The organism is Pseudomonas sp. LRP2-20 (genome assembly GCF_024349685.1).
Classification (GTDB): domain Bacteria; phylum Pseudomonadota; class Gammaproteobacteria; order Pseudomonadales; family Pseudomonadaceae; genus Aquipseudomonas.
Genome location: NZ_AP025944.1, coordinates 1 through 16,749, shown reverse-complemented (window position 1 = coordinate 16,749; position 16,749 = coordinate 1). Strand labels below are relative to the sequence as shown.

General features: G+C 60.5%; 12 protein-coding genes. 7 read left to right on the top strand and 5 right to left on the bottom strand.

Annotated elements, in window-relative coordinates; translation table 11 throughout:
- Positions 1–159 precede the first annotated feature (159 nt).
- A complete protein-coding gene (locus OCX61_RS00060) occupies positions 160–1,479 on the top strand; it encodes a sigma-54 interaction domain-containing protein (protein WP_261942129.1) in 1,320 nt (439 codons plus the stop codon).
- Between the two features lie 108 nt (positions 1,480–1,587).
- Positions 1,588–1,992 carry an RcnB family protein gene (locus OCX61_RS00055; RefSeq protein WP_261942128.1) on the top strand — a complete coding sequence of 135 codons (405 nt, stop codon included), beginning with the start codon at positions 1,588–1,590 and terminating at the stop codon, positions 1,990–1,992.
- A gap of 88 nt (positions 1,993–2,080) precedes the next feature.
- Here the strand turns inward: OCX61_RS00055 and OCX61_RS00050 are convergent, their stop codons facing one another.
- Positions 2,081–3,403 carry a CapA family protein gene (locus OCX61_RS00050; RefSeq protein ID WP_261942127.1) on the bottom strand — a complete coding sequence of 441 codons (1,323 nt, stop codon included), beginning with the start codon at positions 3,401–3,403 and terminating at the stop codon, positions 2,081–2,083.
- A gap of 235 nt (positions 3,404–3,638) precedes the next feature.
- Here OCX61_RS00050 and OCX61_RS00045 point away from each other — a divergent pair, with 235 nt between their 5' ends.
- From OCX61_RS00045 to OCX61_RS00025, 5 genes are all read left to right on the top strand, one after another.
- On the top strand, positions 3,639–5,501 hold the full coding sequence (locus OCX61_RS00045; protein ID WP_261942126.1) for a DUF1302 domain-containing protein: 1,863 nt from the start codon (positions 3,639–3,641) through the stop codon (positions 5,499–5,501).
- Positions 5,502–5,527: 26 nt separating this feature from the next.
- The gene (locus OCX61_RS00040) at positions 5,528–6,889 is read left to right on the top strand and encodes a DUF1329 domain-containing protein (protein WP_261942125.1); all 1,362 of its coding nucleotides are present in this window, start codon (positions 5,528–5,530) and stop codon (positions 6,887–6,889) included.
- 92 nt (positions 6,890–6,981) lie between these two features.
- Positions 6,982–7,902: a LysR family transcriptional regulator gene (locus OCX61_RS00035; protein WP_261942124.1), complete on the top strand. Its 921-nt coding sequence runs from the start codon at positions 6,982–6,984 to the stop codon at positions 7,900–7,902.
- Positions 7,903–7,979: 77 nt separating this feature from the next.
- A complete protein-coding gene (locus OCX61_RS00030; RefSeq protein WP_261942123.1) occupies positions 7,980–9,257 on the top strand; it encodes an MFS transporter in 1,278 nt (425 codons plus the stop codon).
- Positions 9,258–9,369: 112 nt separating this feature from the next.
- Positions 9,370–10,470, top strand: coding sequence for a M14 family metallopeptidase (locus OCX61_RS00025; protein WP_261942122.1), 1,101 nt, complete (start codon positions 9,370–9,372; stop codon positions 10,468–10,470).
- Between the two features lie 52 nt (positions 10,471–10,522).
- Here the strand turns inward: OCX61_RS00025 and gyrB are convergent, their stop codons facing one another.
- Genes gyrB through dnaA form a run of 4 tightly spaced genes read right to left on the bottom strand, consistent with a single transcriptional unit; the run spans position 10,523 to position 16,749 of the window.
- Positions 10,523–12,943: a DNA topoisomerase (ATP-hydrolyzing) subunit B gene (gene gyrB, locus OCX61_RS00020; RefSeq protein ID WP_261942121.1), complete on the bottom strand. Its 2,421-nt coding sequence runs from the start codon at positions 12,941–12,943 to the stop codon at positions 10,523–10,525.
- A 4-nt stretch (positions 12,944–12,947) separates the two neighbouring features.
- A complete protein-coding gene (gene recF, locus OCX61_RS00015) occupies positions 12,948–14,051 on the bottom strand; it encodes a DNA replication/repair protein RecF (protein ID WP_060507769.1) in 1,104 nt (367 codons plus the stop codon).
- A 15-nt stretch (positions 14,052–14,066) separates the two neighbouring features.
- A complete protein-coding gene (gene dnaN / locus OCX61_RS00010; RefSeq protein ID WP_015268408.1) occupies positions 14,067–15,170 on the bottom strand; it encodes a DNA polymerase III subunit beta in 1,104 nt (367 codons plus the stop codon).
- 40 nt (positions 15,171–15,210) lie between these two features.
- A complete protein-coding gene (gene dnaA / locus OCX61_RS00005; protein ID WP_261942120.1) occupies positions 15,211–16,749 on the bottom strand; it encodes a chromosomal replication initiator protein DnaA in 1,539 nt (512 codons plus the stop codon).

The following is a 16,749-nucleotide window of genomic DNA, read 5'->3' as shown; positions in this document are numbered from 1 at the left end:
GATGCATGCCAGGCCATTTCCAGCGCCGCGGTCAATGAAACCGGCACGTCACCAATAGCTGTCAGCCATTCTGGCAGCGCCTTTGGCAGTCGACTGTCAGCCAATGGCAGTGTTTGGCAGTCCTTGTTACCCTGCGCCAGGTCATCCCATGGTGCTGTCATGTCTGAAACCCGCCCCCTCATCCTAGCTCTGGTTTCCTACCTTGAGCACGATGCCCTGCCGACCATCGTGCTGGACACCGACTACAACATCCTCGCGGCCAACGCGGCTTATCGCCGGCAGTTCGGTCGAGACGAGCAGGCCCCGCTGGGTGAAAAATGTCATCGGGTGTCGCACCACTACGCCGTCCCGTGTGACCAGGCCGGTGAGCACTGCCCGATGCGCAAGGCATGGGAGAGCAAAGTGCCCGAGCGCGTGCTGCACATTCATCACACGCCCCGTGGTCCCGAACATGTGGACGTGGAATTGCGGCCGATCCTCGATGAACAGGGCAGGGTGGTGGCCTTCGTCGAGCGGCTTACCAGCATCACCCTGGCGTCCGCGCAACCTCAAGAACAAGGGCTGGTCGGGCGAGCGCCGGCTTTCAAGACAGCCCTGGCCAGCCTGCAGCGTGCGGCACCCGCGCAGATTCCTGTACTGCTCCAGGGCGAATCGGGTACCGGCAAGGAGCTGTTCGCCCGCGCCATTCACATGGGTAGCCCACGGGCCAATGGCCCACTGGTCGTTGTCGACTGTACAGGCCTGACCGAGTCGCTGTTCGAGAGTGAGCTGTTCGGCTACGAGAAAGGCGCGTTCACCGGCGCCAACCAACGCAAGATAGGCCTGGCCGAAGCGGCCCATGGCGGCACACTGTTCCTCGACGAGATCGGCGAGGTGCCGTTGGCGATGCAGGTCAAATTGCTGCGCCTTATCGAGTCTGGCAGCTTCCGGCCTGTAGGCAGCTTGCGCACGGTGCATTCGGATTTTCGCCTGGTCTCGGCGACCCACAAACCGTTGAAGCAGATGGTGGCCGATGGCACTTTCCGTGAGGACCTTTACTACCGCATCAGCGGTTTCCCGATCCGCCTGCCCGCGTTACGCGAACGGGTAGAGGATCTGTCGTTGCTGGCCGAGAGCCTGTTGCAGCGCATGGCAGGCAAACCGTCAACGCAGCTCACCGACGCAGCCCTGAAGCAGCTCGGGATGCATCCCTTCCCGGGCAACATCCGCGAACTGCGCAACATTCTTGAAAGGGCACGGCTGTTTGCCGAAGACGGATTGATCCGGCCCGAGCACTTGCCGGAAGACGTTGGGCCGCAGATAGCAGCTGATGTTAACGGAGTTCGAAGACGAAAGGACCTACCGGAGCTGGCCCAGGCTCTCGAACAGTTCCAGGGTTCGCGCAGCGAGCTGGCGCGTCACCTTGGCCTGAGCGAACGCACCTTGTATCGCCGTCTGAAGGCGCTCGGCCTGCAGCAGTATCCTCGGACCTTTACCTGACCTTTACCTCGCACCTGACATTGAATGGGGAAAGTTGTGGTCAGATCAGTTAACCGCACCAGGCATACAGCAGTAACCGCCGGGCGTTAACAGGAACAGGATCCACACATGAAAAAAACCCTGACGGTATTTTGCGCGGCGCTCGTGCTCAGCACCCCCTTGGCCAGCTTTGCTCAACCAGGGCCTGATCATCATGACGACGGCCCTCCTCATCAGGGCAACCCGCACCCTGGCCAGCCACAGCGGTTCGATCACCATGACAACGGCCGGCGGCCGGCTTACCACAACCCGAACTTCCGACCAGAAGCGGGCATGCCGGTACCGCATCAACAATGGCATCGTGGCTACGTGATTGAACCCCGCTATCGCGCAGACCGCTACTGGGTCACCGACTGGCGTGCACGCCACCTGTATGCGCCCCCTCATGATCATCGCTGGTTGTATGTGAATGGGGACTATGTACTGGTGGCGATTGCCACAGGTGTGGTCGTCAGCGTCCTTTCCGGCTATTGATAGTGACAGAGACACAAAGGCCCGCATCAGCGGGCTTTTGCGTCTCTGCTATCAGCCGCTATGAGTTCCACGTGGAACATGGCCGCCTTCAAAGCACGACATGCGCGGTATCTGCGTTGATTTCCAGACAGGTGTCGAACCCCGAACACAACGCCGCAAAGCGTTGCAGGATCGACCTGGCCTGATCCCCCTCGGCTAGCCGTGGTCGCCCTCGACGGTGTATGGCTTCACCGAGCCCAAGGTGCACCGGATGCAGTTCGATGCCTGTCAGTGTGCGGCCATCGAAGGTGCAGATCGGCACAATGCTCTCCCAGAAGCGCGCATCGGACGGAAAGCTGCGTGTGCCGTTGTGAGTGCGCTGCAGGAACACCTTGGACGGGGTCTGCTGCCGGTCCACGCGGAACTGGTCGTAGCTGTCCACAGGCAGACGTTCGACCAGCTCGTTCTGGCCAATGAAGTTGCCCAGGCTGTAGAAGATGGGTTTTCCCCGGTATATCTCCATGCCCCGCAGCAAGTGTGGGCCATGGCCCACGACGATATCGACGCCCGCGTCGATCAGCTTGCGCGCCACCGGCTGGATGAATTCGGCAGGCACTTCGAGGTCCCATTCACCCTCTGGGTTGTAGCCCAGTTCGTGGGCATGCAGGCTGACCATCACAATGTCAGAGGTCAGCCGTGCTTCCTCGACCCAACGCAAAATACCATCCAGGTCTTTCTTGCGGGCGAGCGTGCGCAGTCGGGTACTGGCACCTTCGCGGAACAGCAACGGGGTGAATGGGCCGAACACCTGCAGCGATGGGTCGGGCAACGGATGCGCGAACCCCAGTTCCACCGCTCCCTGGTACAGGCGATCCAGCCCCAGGTCCGCAATCAGCTGGCGCACCTGGGCCATCTGCTCGGTGCTGACTTCATGCAGGGTGTCGTAACCCAACGGATTGAGGCCCGGGCGACCAGGCATGTCGCGGCCCTGGTCGCTGGCTTCCTGGCCCTTGCCGTAGGTCGAGCTGCAGGCCAGCAAGGCAACGGTACCCGCAGGTTTGCTGCAGTACACCGGACGGCGGGCTTCCTCAAGGTTACGCCCGGTGCCAGCGAACAGCAGTTCGCGTTTGCGCAACTGTTCGTGGGCCGCATGAAGGCCGCTGATGCCGTAGTCCAGGCTGTGGTTGTTGGCGGTAGAGAACAGGTCGAAGCCACCGTCGACCAGTTCGTCGAGCACCCAGGCCGGGGCACCGAAATGCGAACCACCGCTTTCCAGTACCGGGTCACCGGCAAAATCGTTGGGCAACACTTCAAGGTTGGTGAAGCTCACGTCTGCGGCGCGGATCAGGTCGAACAACGGGCTCAAGGTCTGGTCATCCCGGCTGTGCAGGCGGCGCTGCAGGATACTGTCGCCAGTCAGGGCAATCTTCATGGTCTACCTCGGAAGGGGTGGAATCCGTCGGACTATAGGCCAACCCTGCAAGCCATCAGATTGAATACCGTTCATCTCCATAGCCACCGGTTATCGATACCGGCCCACCCTCTCATTTGGCTATGGGCATCACTTTTTTTCAGAAGCCGCCGCTGTGACTCGCTGCTTACCATGCAACCGCCCCGCCCATCGGGATGGCTTTCTCATGAACAGCAAGTTCAAGGCGCAGAGCACTATGAAAAAAACAATAACCGGCGTCGCGGTCCTGAGGCCTCAGGCCCTTCCGCTGGCAGTCAGCCTGGCACTCGCGGCAACCAGCGCGCAGGCCGTGCCGTTCAACATCGGGGAAATCGAGGGGCGCTTCGACTCCAGCCTGTCCATCGGCGCCAGTTGGGCCATGGACAGTCCGGACCGCGCCTTCATCGGCAGCCGCAACGGAGGGACGGCATCAACCCAGACCTCCGACGACGGCCGCCTGAACTTCAAGAAAGGCGAGACCTTCTCGAAGATCTTCAAAGGCGTGCACGACCTTGAACTCAAGTACGGCGACACTGGCGTGTTCGTGCGTGGCAAGTACTGGTATGACTTCGAGCTCAAGGACGAAAGCCGCCCGCTCTATGACATCGACGACAACCACCGCGACACCGCCGCCAAGGCGTCGGGCGCCGAGTTGCTGGATGCCTTCGTCTACCACAACTACACCCTCGACGACCTGCCTGGCACCGTGCGCGCCGGCCGCCAGGTGGTTAGCTGGGGCGAAAGCACGTTCATCCAGAATGGCATCAACAGCATCAACCCGGTCGACGTCTCGGCCTTGCGCCGCCCAGGCTCCGAGGTCAAGGAAGCGCTGATCCCGGTCAACATGCTGTATTTCAACCAGGGCCTGACCGACAACCTGTCGGTCGAAGCCTTCTACCAGTTGCAATGGGAAAAGACCGTCGCCGACAACTGCGGCACCTTCTTCAGCAGCGATGTGGTGGCCAAGGGCTGTGACATCAACATGGCAATCAACGGCAGCGATTTCGACCGCGACATCGACGGCACCGGAGTGCTTGGCGGTTACGGTTATGTACCACGGCTGTCGGACAAGGACCCACGCAACAGTGGCCAGTTCGGTGTGGCCCTGCGCTGGATGGTGCCTGAACTCAATGACACCGAGTTCGGCTTGTACGCCATGAACTATCACAGCCGTACCCCGACCAGCGCCTGGACGGTGGGCCGTGGTGCCCTGGCTGACCCGGTGGGTGGATTGGTCGGGCAGGGCGGTGCCAGTACCGCACGCTACTACCTGGAATACCCGGAAGACATTCGCCTGTACGGGCTGAGCTTCAGCACGACAGTGGGCGCCACCGCCGTGGCCGGTGAGATCAGTTATCGGCCGAACATGCCGCTGTCACTGAACGCCAGCGACGTGTCGGCCGCAGCTACCCTCGGCGCCGCGGCCACCAACCCGCGGGTCAATGCTGGCTTGCCGATCTTCCAGACCGGTTTCGCCAGTTCCGCCTACGGCTCGCTGATCAACGGCTATGTGCGCAAGCCCTTCACCCAGGCGCAGGTCACCTTGACCCGAACCATCGACCAGCTGACGTTCATCGGTGCTGACCGGCTGACGCTGGTGGGTGAGGTCGGCTATAGCCATATCGCCGACCTGGGCTCGACCGACGGTTCGGACCTGCGCTTTGGTCGCAGCAGCGTGTTTGGCAACGGTGAGCTATCCACAGCTGGCAGCGCGTCGTTGCTCGGAGGCATCTCCGGCAACAACCTGTGCCGCCAGATAGCCAACTCCGCCAATCCGGACCAATGCACCAGCAAGGGCTTCTACACCGCCGACTCCTGGGGCTACCGGCTGCGCGCCGTACTCGAATACGCCGACTTGATCGGCGGTGTAGTGCTGCGCCCGAACCTGTCCTTCGCCCACGACGTCGAGGGCTTCGGCCCGACCTTCAACGAAGGCGACAAGTCGGTCAGCATCGGCCTGGATGCCGAATACCTGACCCGCTACAACCTCGCCATCAGTTACACCGATTACTTCGGCGGTGACTTCAACACCAACACCGACCGCGACTTCCTCGCCGTCAGCCTGGGCGTGAGTTTCTGACGTCCCTTTATTCCAGGAGGTAGACCATGATTCGCAAAGCCTTGATCCGCTGCAGTTGCCTGGCCCTGAGCCTGTTGGCCAGCCAGGTGATGGCCGCGGTATCCGAACAGGAAGCCGCTCGCCTGGGAAGCGATCTGACCCCGATCGGTGCCGAGAAGGCCGGAAACGCCGACGGCAGTATCCCAGCCTGGACCGGCGGTTTGCCGGCCAGTACCGGTGCAGTCGACGCCGGCGGCTTTATCCCCAACCCCTACGCCAATGAAAAACCTCTGTTCGTCATCACCGCGCAAAACGCCGAACAGTACAAAGCGCGCCTGACGCCTGGCCAGCTGGCGATGTTCAAACGCTTCCCGGACACCTATCGCATCCCGGTGTACACCACTCACCGCAGCGTCACGCTGCCACCCACCGTGTTCGCGGCGGTCAAGGAAAACGCCACCCGCACCACCCTCGCCGAAGGCGGTAACGGCCTGCAGAATTTCAAGATGTCGATTCCGTTCCCCATTCCCCAGTCCGGCCTGGAAGTTATCTGGAACCACATCACCCGCTATCGGGGCGACTCGATCCTGCGCAATACCGCACAGATGAACCCGCAGGAAAACGGCACCTACACCATCAGCATGATGAAGGAGCAATTCGCCTTCCCGTTCGGGCTGAAGGATTACGACCCGCAAAAGATGGCCAACATCCTGTTCTACTTCCGCCAGGAAATTCTTTCGCCACCGCGGCGGGCTGGCAGCGTGATGCTGGTGCTGGAAACCCTCGACCAGGTCGCCGAGCCGCGCATGGCCTGGATGTACAACGCCGGTCAGCGTCGGGTACGCCGTGCGCCGCAGGTGGGGTACGACAGCCCAGGCGCCGAAGGGATGCGCACCTACGACGACTTCGACATGTTCAATGGGGCGCCCGATCGATACGACTGGAAGCTGGTGGGCAAGAAAGAGCTCTACATCCCATATAACAGCTACGCCCTGGATTCGCCGAAGCTCAAATACGACGACATCATTCGCCCGGGCCACCTCAACCCGGACCATACCCGTTATGAACTGCACCGCGTGTGGCATGTGGTCGCCACTCTCAAGCCAGGTCAGCGGCATATCTACAGCAAGCGCGACCTGTACATCGACGAAGACAGCTGGCAGGTCGCCGAAGCCGATGCCTATGACGGTCGCGGCAACCTGTGGCGGGTTTCCGAAGGGCATGCACGATTCTTCTACGACCAACAGTTCCCCTGGCTGACCGCAGAAACTCACTACGATGTCACCAATGGCCGCTACACCGTTTCAGGCCTGCGCAACGAAGAACAAAAGGGCAGCTACGACTTCTCGCAGAACGCATCGAGCAAGGAGTTCACCCCGAACGCCTTGCGCGCGACCGGGATTCGCTGACAGCCGGCGCCCACGGGATCGCAATCCTGCCCGTGGGCGCAGGCTCGTTTTTATGCTCTAGTTCGCATCCCCTCAGGTTCAGGTGTGTGCCCATGAAGTTGCATCAACTGCGCGCAATCGTCGCGATCTGCGAAAGTGGCAGTATCCAGGAGGCTTCACGGATACTGCATATTTCCCAGCCGGCCCTGTCCAAGAGCATCAAGGAACTGGAGTCGGAACTGGGCGTGCCCCTGTTGGTGCGATCCAACCGTGGCATCACCGCCACGCCCTATGGCGAACACCTGGTACGCCGTGCGCGGCTGGTCGTGGAGGAGGTGCGCCGGGCGCGGGATGAGATCGAAACGCTCAAGGGCACCATGGACGGCAAGGTGACCATTGGCGTGTCGCCTGTCACGCCCAGCCAGCAGTTCGCCAGTTGCATCCTCAGCTACCGCAAGCGCTACCCGAAGGTACAGTTGCAGATCCTTGAGCTGCGCCCGGCCAAGCTGCTGGAAGGTTTGCGGGAAGGTCAACTGGACCTGGCCCTGACGTCACACCCACCTTCACGCAGTGTCGAAGGTTTCGAGTGGCATGAACTGTACGCTCAACCCACTACCTTGGCCGTGCGCAAAGGCCATCCACAGTCGAAAGCCCGCTCACTGAGCGAGTTGCTCGAGCTTGAATGGCTGCTGCCCGATGCGCTGGACATTTCACTGGCCGGGCGCATGTTTGAGGATTACGGCGTCAGGCCACCAGAACGCACCATGGTCTGCGCGTCCGTCGTGCTGTACGCGGAACTCGCCGCCACCACCGATGCCGTGAGTATCTGGTCGCGTCGGGTGTTCGACTTGCCCGTCGTGTCTGGCAACCTCGACATGCTACCGATTGCAGAACGCGTGCCCGGCACCGACATCTCGCTGGTTTGCCGACCTGCAGAACTGATGACCCGGGAAACCCAGATGCTCGTCGACGACATCATCTACGCCTTCAAGAACCCATCATCACTTCGTTCTCCGCTCCATAACCAACCCTGATAAGCATGCCGAGAGATCATTATTCAGCGATCAGCGGCTGCGGCATCCTGCCTGCATGAACCCTGGAGTAACCCCGTATGCCGTTCTCCCACCGTAGTCTCGTGCTGGTGATGCTGATGGCTGTGATGATCATCAGCGTACTGGACAAGAGCATCTTCGCCTTCGCCGGCGCCCAGATCATCGAAGACTTGCAGCTGACGCCAGCTGAATTCGGCTTCATTGGCAGTGCGTTCTTCTTCCTCTACTCGATTTCCGGAGTGGCCGTAGGCTTCCTCGCCAACCGTTTTCCCAGCCGCTGGATCCTGGTTGGCATGTCACTGGTGTGGATGGTTTCACAACTGCTGGTCAGCGTCAGCAGCAGCTTCGCTGCACTGGTGCTCAGCCGCCTGCTGCTCGGTGCCGGTACCGGCCCCGGCACTGCCGTGACCCAACATGCCTGCTTCAAATGGTTCGGCCCCACCGAACGAGTGATGCCGGCATCGCTGATCCAGGTATCGATCATGCTCGGCGCCGTGCTGGCTGCAGTCAGCTTGCCCTTGCTGATTACCCAGGTTGGCTGGCGCATGGCCTATCTGGCGCTGGCGCTGATCGGGCTGTTGTGGATGCTGCTGTGGCTGGCCTTTGGGCGCGAAGGCACCCAGGTGGATGCGGTGACCGACGATGCCAGGCAACCCTTGCCAGGCTATCGCCGCTTGCTGCTGAACCGGACATTCCTCGGTATTACCTTGATTGGCTTCATGGGCTTCTTACCCAATGCGCTGGTCTACAGCTGGGTACCGGTTTACCTGCAAAAGGGCCTGGGCATGACGCCAATGCAGTCAGGTTATGTGGTCATGGTCGTTACCCTGGCGGTCATCCTGTGCAACCTCGGCGTGTCGGCAGTCTCGCAACGGGCACTCAAACGCGGAGCCAGCACACAGCGGGCCATGGTGGCATTGCCACTGGTCTGCTGCCTGATCGCCGGCTTCGCCTTCCTGCTGATCACCCAGGCCCATGGCCACCTGCTGGCGACGCTGGCGCTGTACGCGATGGGTGCGGTCCTTATCAACGTGTTGCCGACGTTCGCCAATACCATCGTCGCCTTCATTGCACCGGGCGTACGTCGGGGTTCGATGTTATCGATTCACATTGGCGGGGTGACCAGCGCCGGCATGCTCGCGCCTTGGCTGGTCGGCCAATGGGTCGCGGTTCGCGGCGGTGACATCGCACAGGGCTTCGAGTCCGCGTTGGCGCTGATCGGCACGGCCATCATCGTCTGCACGCTGATTGCCTTCTGGCTGATACGGCCAGAGCACACCCGTGAACATCTGCAAGCCGGCGATTCGTCCTTGCAGCCAGCGCTTCACACCAGCTGACATTCAGGCCGCGCGGCGGCCTGTTCCCCTCATCAATTCTTGCTGACCTCGGGCCGGCCGGCATGCGGCTGCCCGCTGGTTGACATATCCCATGGAACATCACGGAGCTGCGATGAAACCTGCTGCCTGCTTCTCACAGACTTATGCTCAAGCACGACAAAAATTCCTGGCGGCCTGTGCTGGGCTCGGTCTACCCGTCGAGTCTCAACTGCACCCGTTACGGGGCGCCGAAGGCGAGGAGCTGGCCATCGATGTGGCGCGCAGCGGCCCGCTCGATGCCCAGCATGTGATGCTGATCAGCAGCGGCTGCCATGGGGTTGAAGGCTTCTGCGGATCAGCAGTGCAGGTGGCGCTGTTGCAGGATGAAGCCTTCCAGCGCCAGGCCAGAGACGCCGGTTGCGCGGTGGTCTACCTGCATGCCGCCAACCCGTACGGGTTTTCCTGGCTGCGCCGCTGGACCCATGAAAACGTCGACTTGAACCGCAACTTTCAGGACTTCAGCCAGCCCAGCTCGCATAACCCCGACTATCCAGGGCTTCACGCGCTGTTGATTCCTCAGCGCTGGCCAGTGACCTTGCCCAACCGCCTGCGCCTGCTCTCACACCTGGTGAAGTTAGGACGCAAGCGTATGCAGAAGGCGATATCCAGCGGGCAGAACAGCCATCCCGACGGCCTGTTCTACATCGGCAACGCGCCAACCTGGAGCAACGAGGCGGTACGCGCGATCATCGGCCAGCACGCCAGCCGATGCCAACATCTTGTCTGGGTCGATATTCACACAGGGCTTGGACCCAAAGGGCATGGTGAACGCATCTACTCCGGGCCAGCCAACTCGCCGATGCTGGAACGGGCAAGGCGTTGGTGGGGGGAGGGCGTACGTTCTTCGCAAGAAGGGCAGTCGGTGTCAGTACCGCTGAGCGGGCTGATGGTGTACGGCGCAGTGGGTGAGTACACACCCTCGGCCTTCACCGCGTTGACGCTGGAGTTCGGGACCCTGCCGGGGCCACAGGTACTGGATGCCTTGCGTGCCGAGCAGTGGCTGCATAACAACCCAGGGGCCGGCGAACCCCGGCGCCAGCAAATCAAGCGGCAACTGCGCGACGCGTTCTATGTCGATGAACCCCAGTGGAAGGAGGATGTGTTGCGCCAGGCACGTGAAGTCGCGCGGCAGGCTATCAGCGGATTGAGCCAAGAAACATCCGGGGCACAATAACCCACACAAAAAAGCCCGCTTGCGCGGGCTTATATCTGTCGATCTCTGCAGATCAGAAGTCCAGGTTCGACACCGACAGCGCGTTGCTTTCGATGAAGTCACGGCGAGGCTCCACCGCATCACCCATCAGGGTGTTGAAGATCTGGTCGGCGGCAATCGCGTCTTCGATGGTGACCTTGAGCATGCGGCGGACGGTTGGGTCCATGGTGGTTTCCCACAGCTGCTCCGGGTTCATCTCGCCCAGCCCTTTGTATCGCTGGATGGTGTGACGCTTGGTGCTTTCGTTCATCAGCCAGTCGAGGGCTTCCTTGAACTCGGTGATCGCCTTGCGACGTTCACCGCGCTGAACGTAGGCGCCTTCACCCAGCAGGCTGGAAAGCCTGGCACCAATGTTGACCACCGTACGGTAGTCGTTGCTGCCGAAGAAATCGCGGTTGAAGGTGACGTAGCTGGCCAGGCCGTGGGAGGTAACTTCCACTTCCGGCAGCCAGACATTGCGCTCCTTGTCTTCGCGCAGGCTGGCCTTGTAGACCAGGCCCGACTTCTGGCTGTTGCTCAGGCGCTCCTGGAACTTCACCAGCCAGGCTTGCATAACAGCGTGGTCGCCCAGTTGCTCCAGGGTGACTTCCGGCAAGTAGATGAAGTGCTCGGTGATGTCTTCCGGGTACAGGCGCGACAGGCGCTTGAGGGTCTTCATCACGGAACGGAATTCGTTCACCAGGGTTTCCAGCTGTACGCCGGAAACGGCTGGCGCCGATTCGTCCAGGTGCAGGCTGGCATCTTCGAGGGCCGATTGGGTCATGTATTCTTCCATGGCCTCGTCGTCCTTGATGTACTGCTCCTGCTTGCCTTTCTTCACCTTGTACAGCGGCGGCTGGGCGATGTAGATGTAGCCGCGCTCGACCAGTTCCGGCAGCTGACGGAAGAAGAAGGTCAGCAGCAGGGTACGGATGTGCGAACCGTCGACGTCAGCATCGGTCATGATGATGATGTTGTGATAACGCAGCTTGTCGATGTTGTACTCTTCGCGGCCGATACCACAGCCCAGCGCGGTGATCAGCGTGCCCACTTCCTGGGACGAGATCATCTTGTCGAAGCGTGCTTTCTCGACGTTGAGGATTTTGCCCTTCAGCGGCAGGATCGCCTGGGTGCGACGGTTACGGCCTTGCTTGGCCGAGCCACCCGCGGAGTCACCCTCCACCAGGTACAGTTCGGAAAGGGCAGGGTCCTTCTCCTGGCAGTCCGCCAGTTTGCCCGGCAGGCCGGCGATATCCAGCGCACCTTTGCGGCGGGTCATTTCACGGGCTTTACGCGCCGCTTCACGGGCACGGGCAGCGTCGATCATTTTGCCGACCACGGCCTTGGCTTCGTTCGGGTTTTCCAGCAGGAAGTCGGCGAAGTACTTGTTCATCTCTTGTTCCACGGCGGTTTTCACCTCCGAGGAGACCAGCTTGTCCTTGGTCTGCGAGCTGAACTTCGGATCCGGCACTTTCACCGAAATGATCGCGGTCAGGCCTTCACGGGCATCGTCACCTGTAGTAGCGACCTTGTTCTTCTTGGCCAGGCCTTCCTGCTCGATGTAGCTGTTCAGGCTACGGGTGAGCGAGGAGCGGAAACCGACCAGGTGAGTACCGCCGTCACGCTGCGGAATGTTGTTGGTGAAGCACAGCAGGTTTTCGTTGAAGCTGTCGTTCCACTGCAGGGCAACCTCGACACCCACGCCATCGTCACGCTGGACGTTGAAGTGGAAGACCTGCGAGTTGATCGGGGTCTTGTTGGTGTTGAGGTATTCAACGAACGCGCGCAAGCCACCTTCGTACTTGAAGAACTCTTCCTTGCCCGAACGCTCGTCCTTCAGCAGGATGCCGACACCCGAGTTGAGGAACGACAGTTCGCGGATCCGCTTGGCCAGGATGTCCCAGCTGAAGTGGATGTTCTTGAAGGTTTCAGCCGAAGGCTTGAAGTGGATGTGGGTACCGGTGGTTTCGCTGTCACCGACAACCGCCATCGGCGCCTGTGGAACACCGTGAACGTAGGTCTGCTCCCAGATCTTGCCGCTACGGCGAACGGTCAGCACCAGCTTCTCGGACAGGGCGTTAACCACCGAAACACCTACACCGTGCAGACCGCCGGAAACTTTGTAGGAGTTGTCGTCGAATTTACCGCCAGCGTGCAGCACGGTCATGATGACCTCGGCTGCGGATACGCCTTCTTCTTTATGCACGTCGACCGGAATGCCGCGACCGTTGTCGCGCACACTGATGGATTCGTCCGTGTGGATGATGACTGTGATGTCATCGCAGTGACCGGCGAGGGCTTCGTCGATCGAGTTGTCGACCACTTCGAAGACCATGTGGTGCAGGCCGCTACCATCATCGGTGTCGCCAATGTACATGCCGGGACGCTTGCGTACGGCATCCAAACCTTTCAGCACCTTGATGCTGGAGGAGTCGTACGTTTGATTTTCGCTCATGCCTTCACTCCCGATGGTCGTGGGTCTGGGTGATACGGCCTTGTTCCACGTGGAACAAGGCAACTGGCGTTTCCGTCTGCCAGCCTTCCCTCAGTAATTCGTGATCTACACAGGTGATGAACACCTGGCAGCGTAATTCTTCAAGCAAGCGGCACAGCGCGCGGCGATGCTGGTCATCCAGCTCGGACGGCAGGTCGTCAACGAGATAAATACAGTGGCCGCGGCGAGCCTGGCTGACGAGATGGCCCTGGGCAATGCGCAGTGCGCACACCACCAGCTTTTGCTGACCACGCGACAGGATGTCAGCTGCGTTATTGGCAGCCAGACGAAGACGCAGATCTGCACGCTGCGGGCCAGCTTGGGTGTGGCCCATCTGCTGATCGCGAAGGAGAGAGGAGGCGAGTACTTCTTGCAGTTCCCGGTCCTTGTCCCAGCCTCGGTAGTAGCTCAGGGTCAACCCGTCCAGCTCGACCAGCTCGCTCAGGGTTTGCTCGAAGACGGGCTTCAAGGCCTTGATGTAGTTGCGACGGTATTCATCTATTTCCGCACTGGCCAGGCATAACTCCCGGTCCCAGGCGGCTTGCGAAGCTGGGTCAAGTGTACCATGCCGCAACCATGAGTTCCGCTGCCGCAGCGCCTTCTGCAGACGCTGCCAGGCGGGCAGGAATCGAGGTTCCACGTGGAACACACCCCAATCGAGGAACTGTCGGCGGATTTTCGGTGCGCCTTCGAGCAACCGAAAACTGTCCGGGTTGATCAGCTGCAGGGGCAACATTTCAGCCAGTTGAGCGGCGCTCTTGGCATTCTGCCCGTCGATGCGGATAGTGAATTCGCCCGCCCGCTCCCTTGAGACGCCCAGGTTGCTGGTGCCACCTTCAGCCAACTGGACTTCGCCAAACACGGTACAAGCAGGTTGTTCATACTGGATGACCGGGTTCAGCCGAGTACTGCGAAATGACCGGGCAAGGCCAAGCAGGTGCACGGCTTCGAGCACACTGGTCTTGCCGCTGCCGTTGGCGCCGTAAAGAATATTGATGCGAGGGGAAGGTGAGAGAGTCACCGGGTGCAGATTGCGCACCGCGGTGACCATGATACGTCGAAGGGACATTTCGCCTGCTACGAATTACAGACGCATTGGCATGACAACGTAGGAAGAATCGTCATTGCCAGCTTCCTGCAGCAGGGCACTGCTGTTGGAGTCGGACAGAATCAGACGAACTTGCTCGGTAGTCATAACGCCCAACACGTCCAACAGGTAGCTGACGTTGAAGCCGATCTCCAGCGAGCTACCTTCGTAGTCCACGCTGATCTCTTCTTCCGCTTCTTCCTGTTCAGGGTTGTTGGCCTGGATCTTCAATTGGCCGGCAGCCAGTTGCAGGCGAATACCACGGTACTTCTCGTTGGAGAGAATCGCAGTACGGCTGAACGCTTCACGCAGCGCCTGACGGTCACCGACTACCAGCTTGTCACCGCCCTTTGGCAGTACACGCTCATAGTCAGGGAACTTGCCATCGACCAGCTTGGACGTGAAGGTGAACTCACCGGTGGTCGCACGGATGTGGTGCTGACCAAGAACGATGCTGACCATGCCTTCCGGATCGGTCAGCAGGCGCGCCAGCTCAAGAATACCTTTACGTGGAACGATGACCTGATGGCGATCGTCCTGCTCGATCGGTGCGCTCATCGAGCACAGCGCCAGACGGTGACCGTCGGTGGAAACAGCGCGCAGGGTGTTGCGCGACACTTCCAGCAGCATGCCGTTGAGGTAGTAACGCACGTCCTGCTGGGCCATGGCGAAGCTGGTGCGCTCGATCAGGCGGCGCAGTTTGCTCTGCTCCAGGTTGCAGGTCAGCGACCCTGGGCCTTCTTCAACAGTGGGGAAATCGTTGGCAGGCAGGGTCGACAAGGTGAAGCGACTACGGCCGGCCTTGACCAACAGCTTCTGCTCGTCGACCTTGATATCGATCAGAACATCGTTCGGCAGGCTTTTGCAGATGTCCATCAGCTTGCGCGCCGGGACAGTGATCTCGCCTGGCTCGGCCGGCTCTTCCAGTTGCACGCGGCCAACCAGTTCGACTTCCAGGTCGGTACCGGTCAACGACAGCTGCTGGCCTTGCACGACCAGCAGGACGTTGGACAGCACCGGCAAGGTCTGACGGCGCTCGACGACACCGGCGACCAGTTGCAGGGGTTTCAACAGGGCTTCGCGTTGAATGGTGAAATGCATGGTCTAGTCCCTTGCCTTCAATTAGCTGCGCTGGCGACCATCACGTCGTCAGCGTCCGCAGCAGGTTCTTGTAGTCCTCGCGGATGTCCGCGTCGGATTCCTTCAATTCGTTGATCTTGCGGCAGGCGTGCAGCACGGTGGTGTGGTCGCGGCCGCCAAACATGTCGCCGATCTCCGGCAGACTGTGGTTGGTCAGTTCCTTCGACAGTGCCATGGCTACCTGACGCGGTCGCGCAACGGAGCGCGAACGGCGCTTGGACAACAGATCGGCAATCTTGATCTTGTAGTACTCGGCCACGGTGCGCTGGATGTTATCCACACTCACCAGCTTGTCCTGCAGCGCCAGCAGGTCCTTCAACGACTCGCGAATCAGCTCGATGGTGATGTCACGGCCCATGAAGTGCGAGTGAGCGATCACCCGCTTCAGGGCGCCTTCCAGTTCACGTACGTTGGAGCGGATACGCTGGGCAATGAAGAACGCCGCATCATGCGGCAGCTCGACCTTGGCCTGGTCGGCCTTCTTCATCAGGATCGCTACGCGCGTTTCCAGTTCCGGCGGCTCGACGGCTACCGTCAGGCCCCAGCCGAAGCGTGACTTCAGGCGCTCTTCCAGGCCTTCGATCTCCTTCGGGTAGCGGTCGCTGGTGAGAATCACCTGCTGACCCCCCTCAAGCAGGGCGTTGAAGGTGTGGAAAAACTCTTCCTGGGAACGCTCTTTACGGGCAAAGAACTGGATGTCGTCGATCAGCAGCGCATCGACCGAGCGGTAGAAGCGCTTGAATTCATTGATCGCGTTGAGTTGCAGCGCCTTGACCATGTCCGCGACGAAGCGCTCGGAATGCAGGTACACGACCTTGGCATTCGGGTTCTTCTTCAGCAGGTGGTTACCCACAGCATGCATCAGGTGGGTTTTACCCAGACCAACTCCGCCATAAAGGAACAGCGGGTTGTAACCATGCTTGGGGTTGTCGGCGACCTGCCAGGCCGCAGCGCGGGCCAGCTGGTTGGATTTACCTTCGACAAAGGTCTCGAAGGTAAATGTGCGGTTCAGGTAGCTGGTGTGCTTGAGCGCACCTTCTACCTGGACCGTGCGTTGCTCGGTGCGGTTGCCTGTGGCAGGCGCCGAAGCGCTGTCACCCATGCCATCGAAGCTGTCACGCGAAGCCGTTTCACCGATCTCGTTCACCTGCTCAGGCTCAGCCACTGGCGCTTGAACCGTTTCGGCAACAGCGGCCACGGCAGGCGCAGCGGCCTGTTGAGTCTGGCTGCTTGCGAGCGACGCAGCGACTGCTGCGCTGACAGGTGCATTGGGTGCAGCACGCGGAGCGGAGCTGCGACGGCTGCCTATCAACAAGGAAAGGGCTGGCGCCATGCCGCTGCCGTTTTCACCCAACAGTTCGAGCAGGCGGCCAAGGTACTTTTCATTCACCCAATCGAGAACGAAACGGTTAGGCGCATAGACGCGCAACTCGTCGCCTTCGGCTTCGACCTGTAGCGGACGGATCCAGGTGTTGAATTGCTGGGCAGGCAGTTCATCGCGCAGAAGCTCTACGCACTGCTGCCAAAGTTCCACTGACAC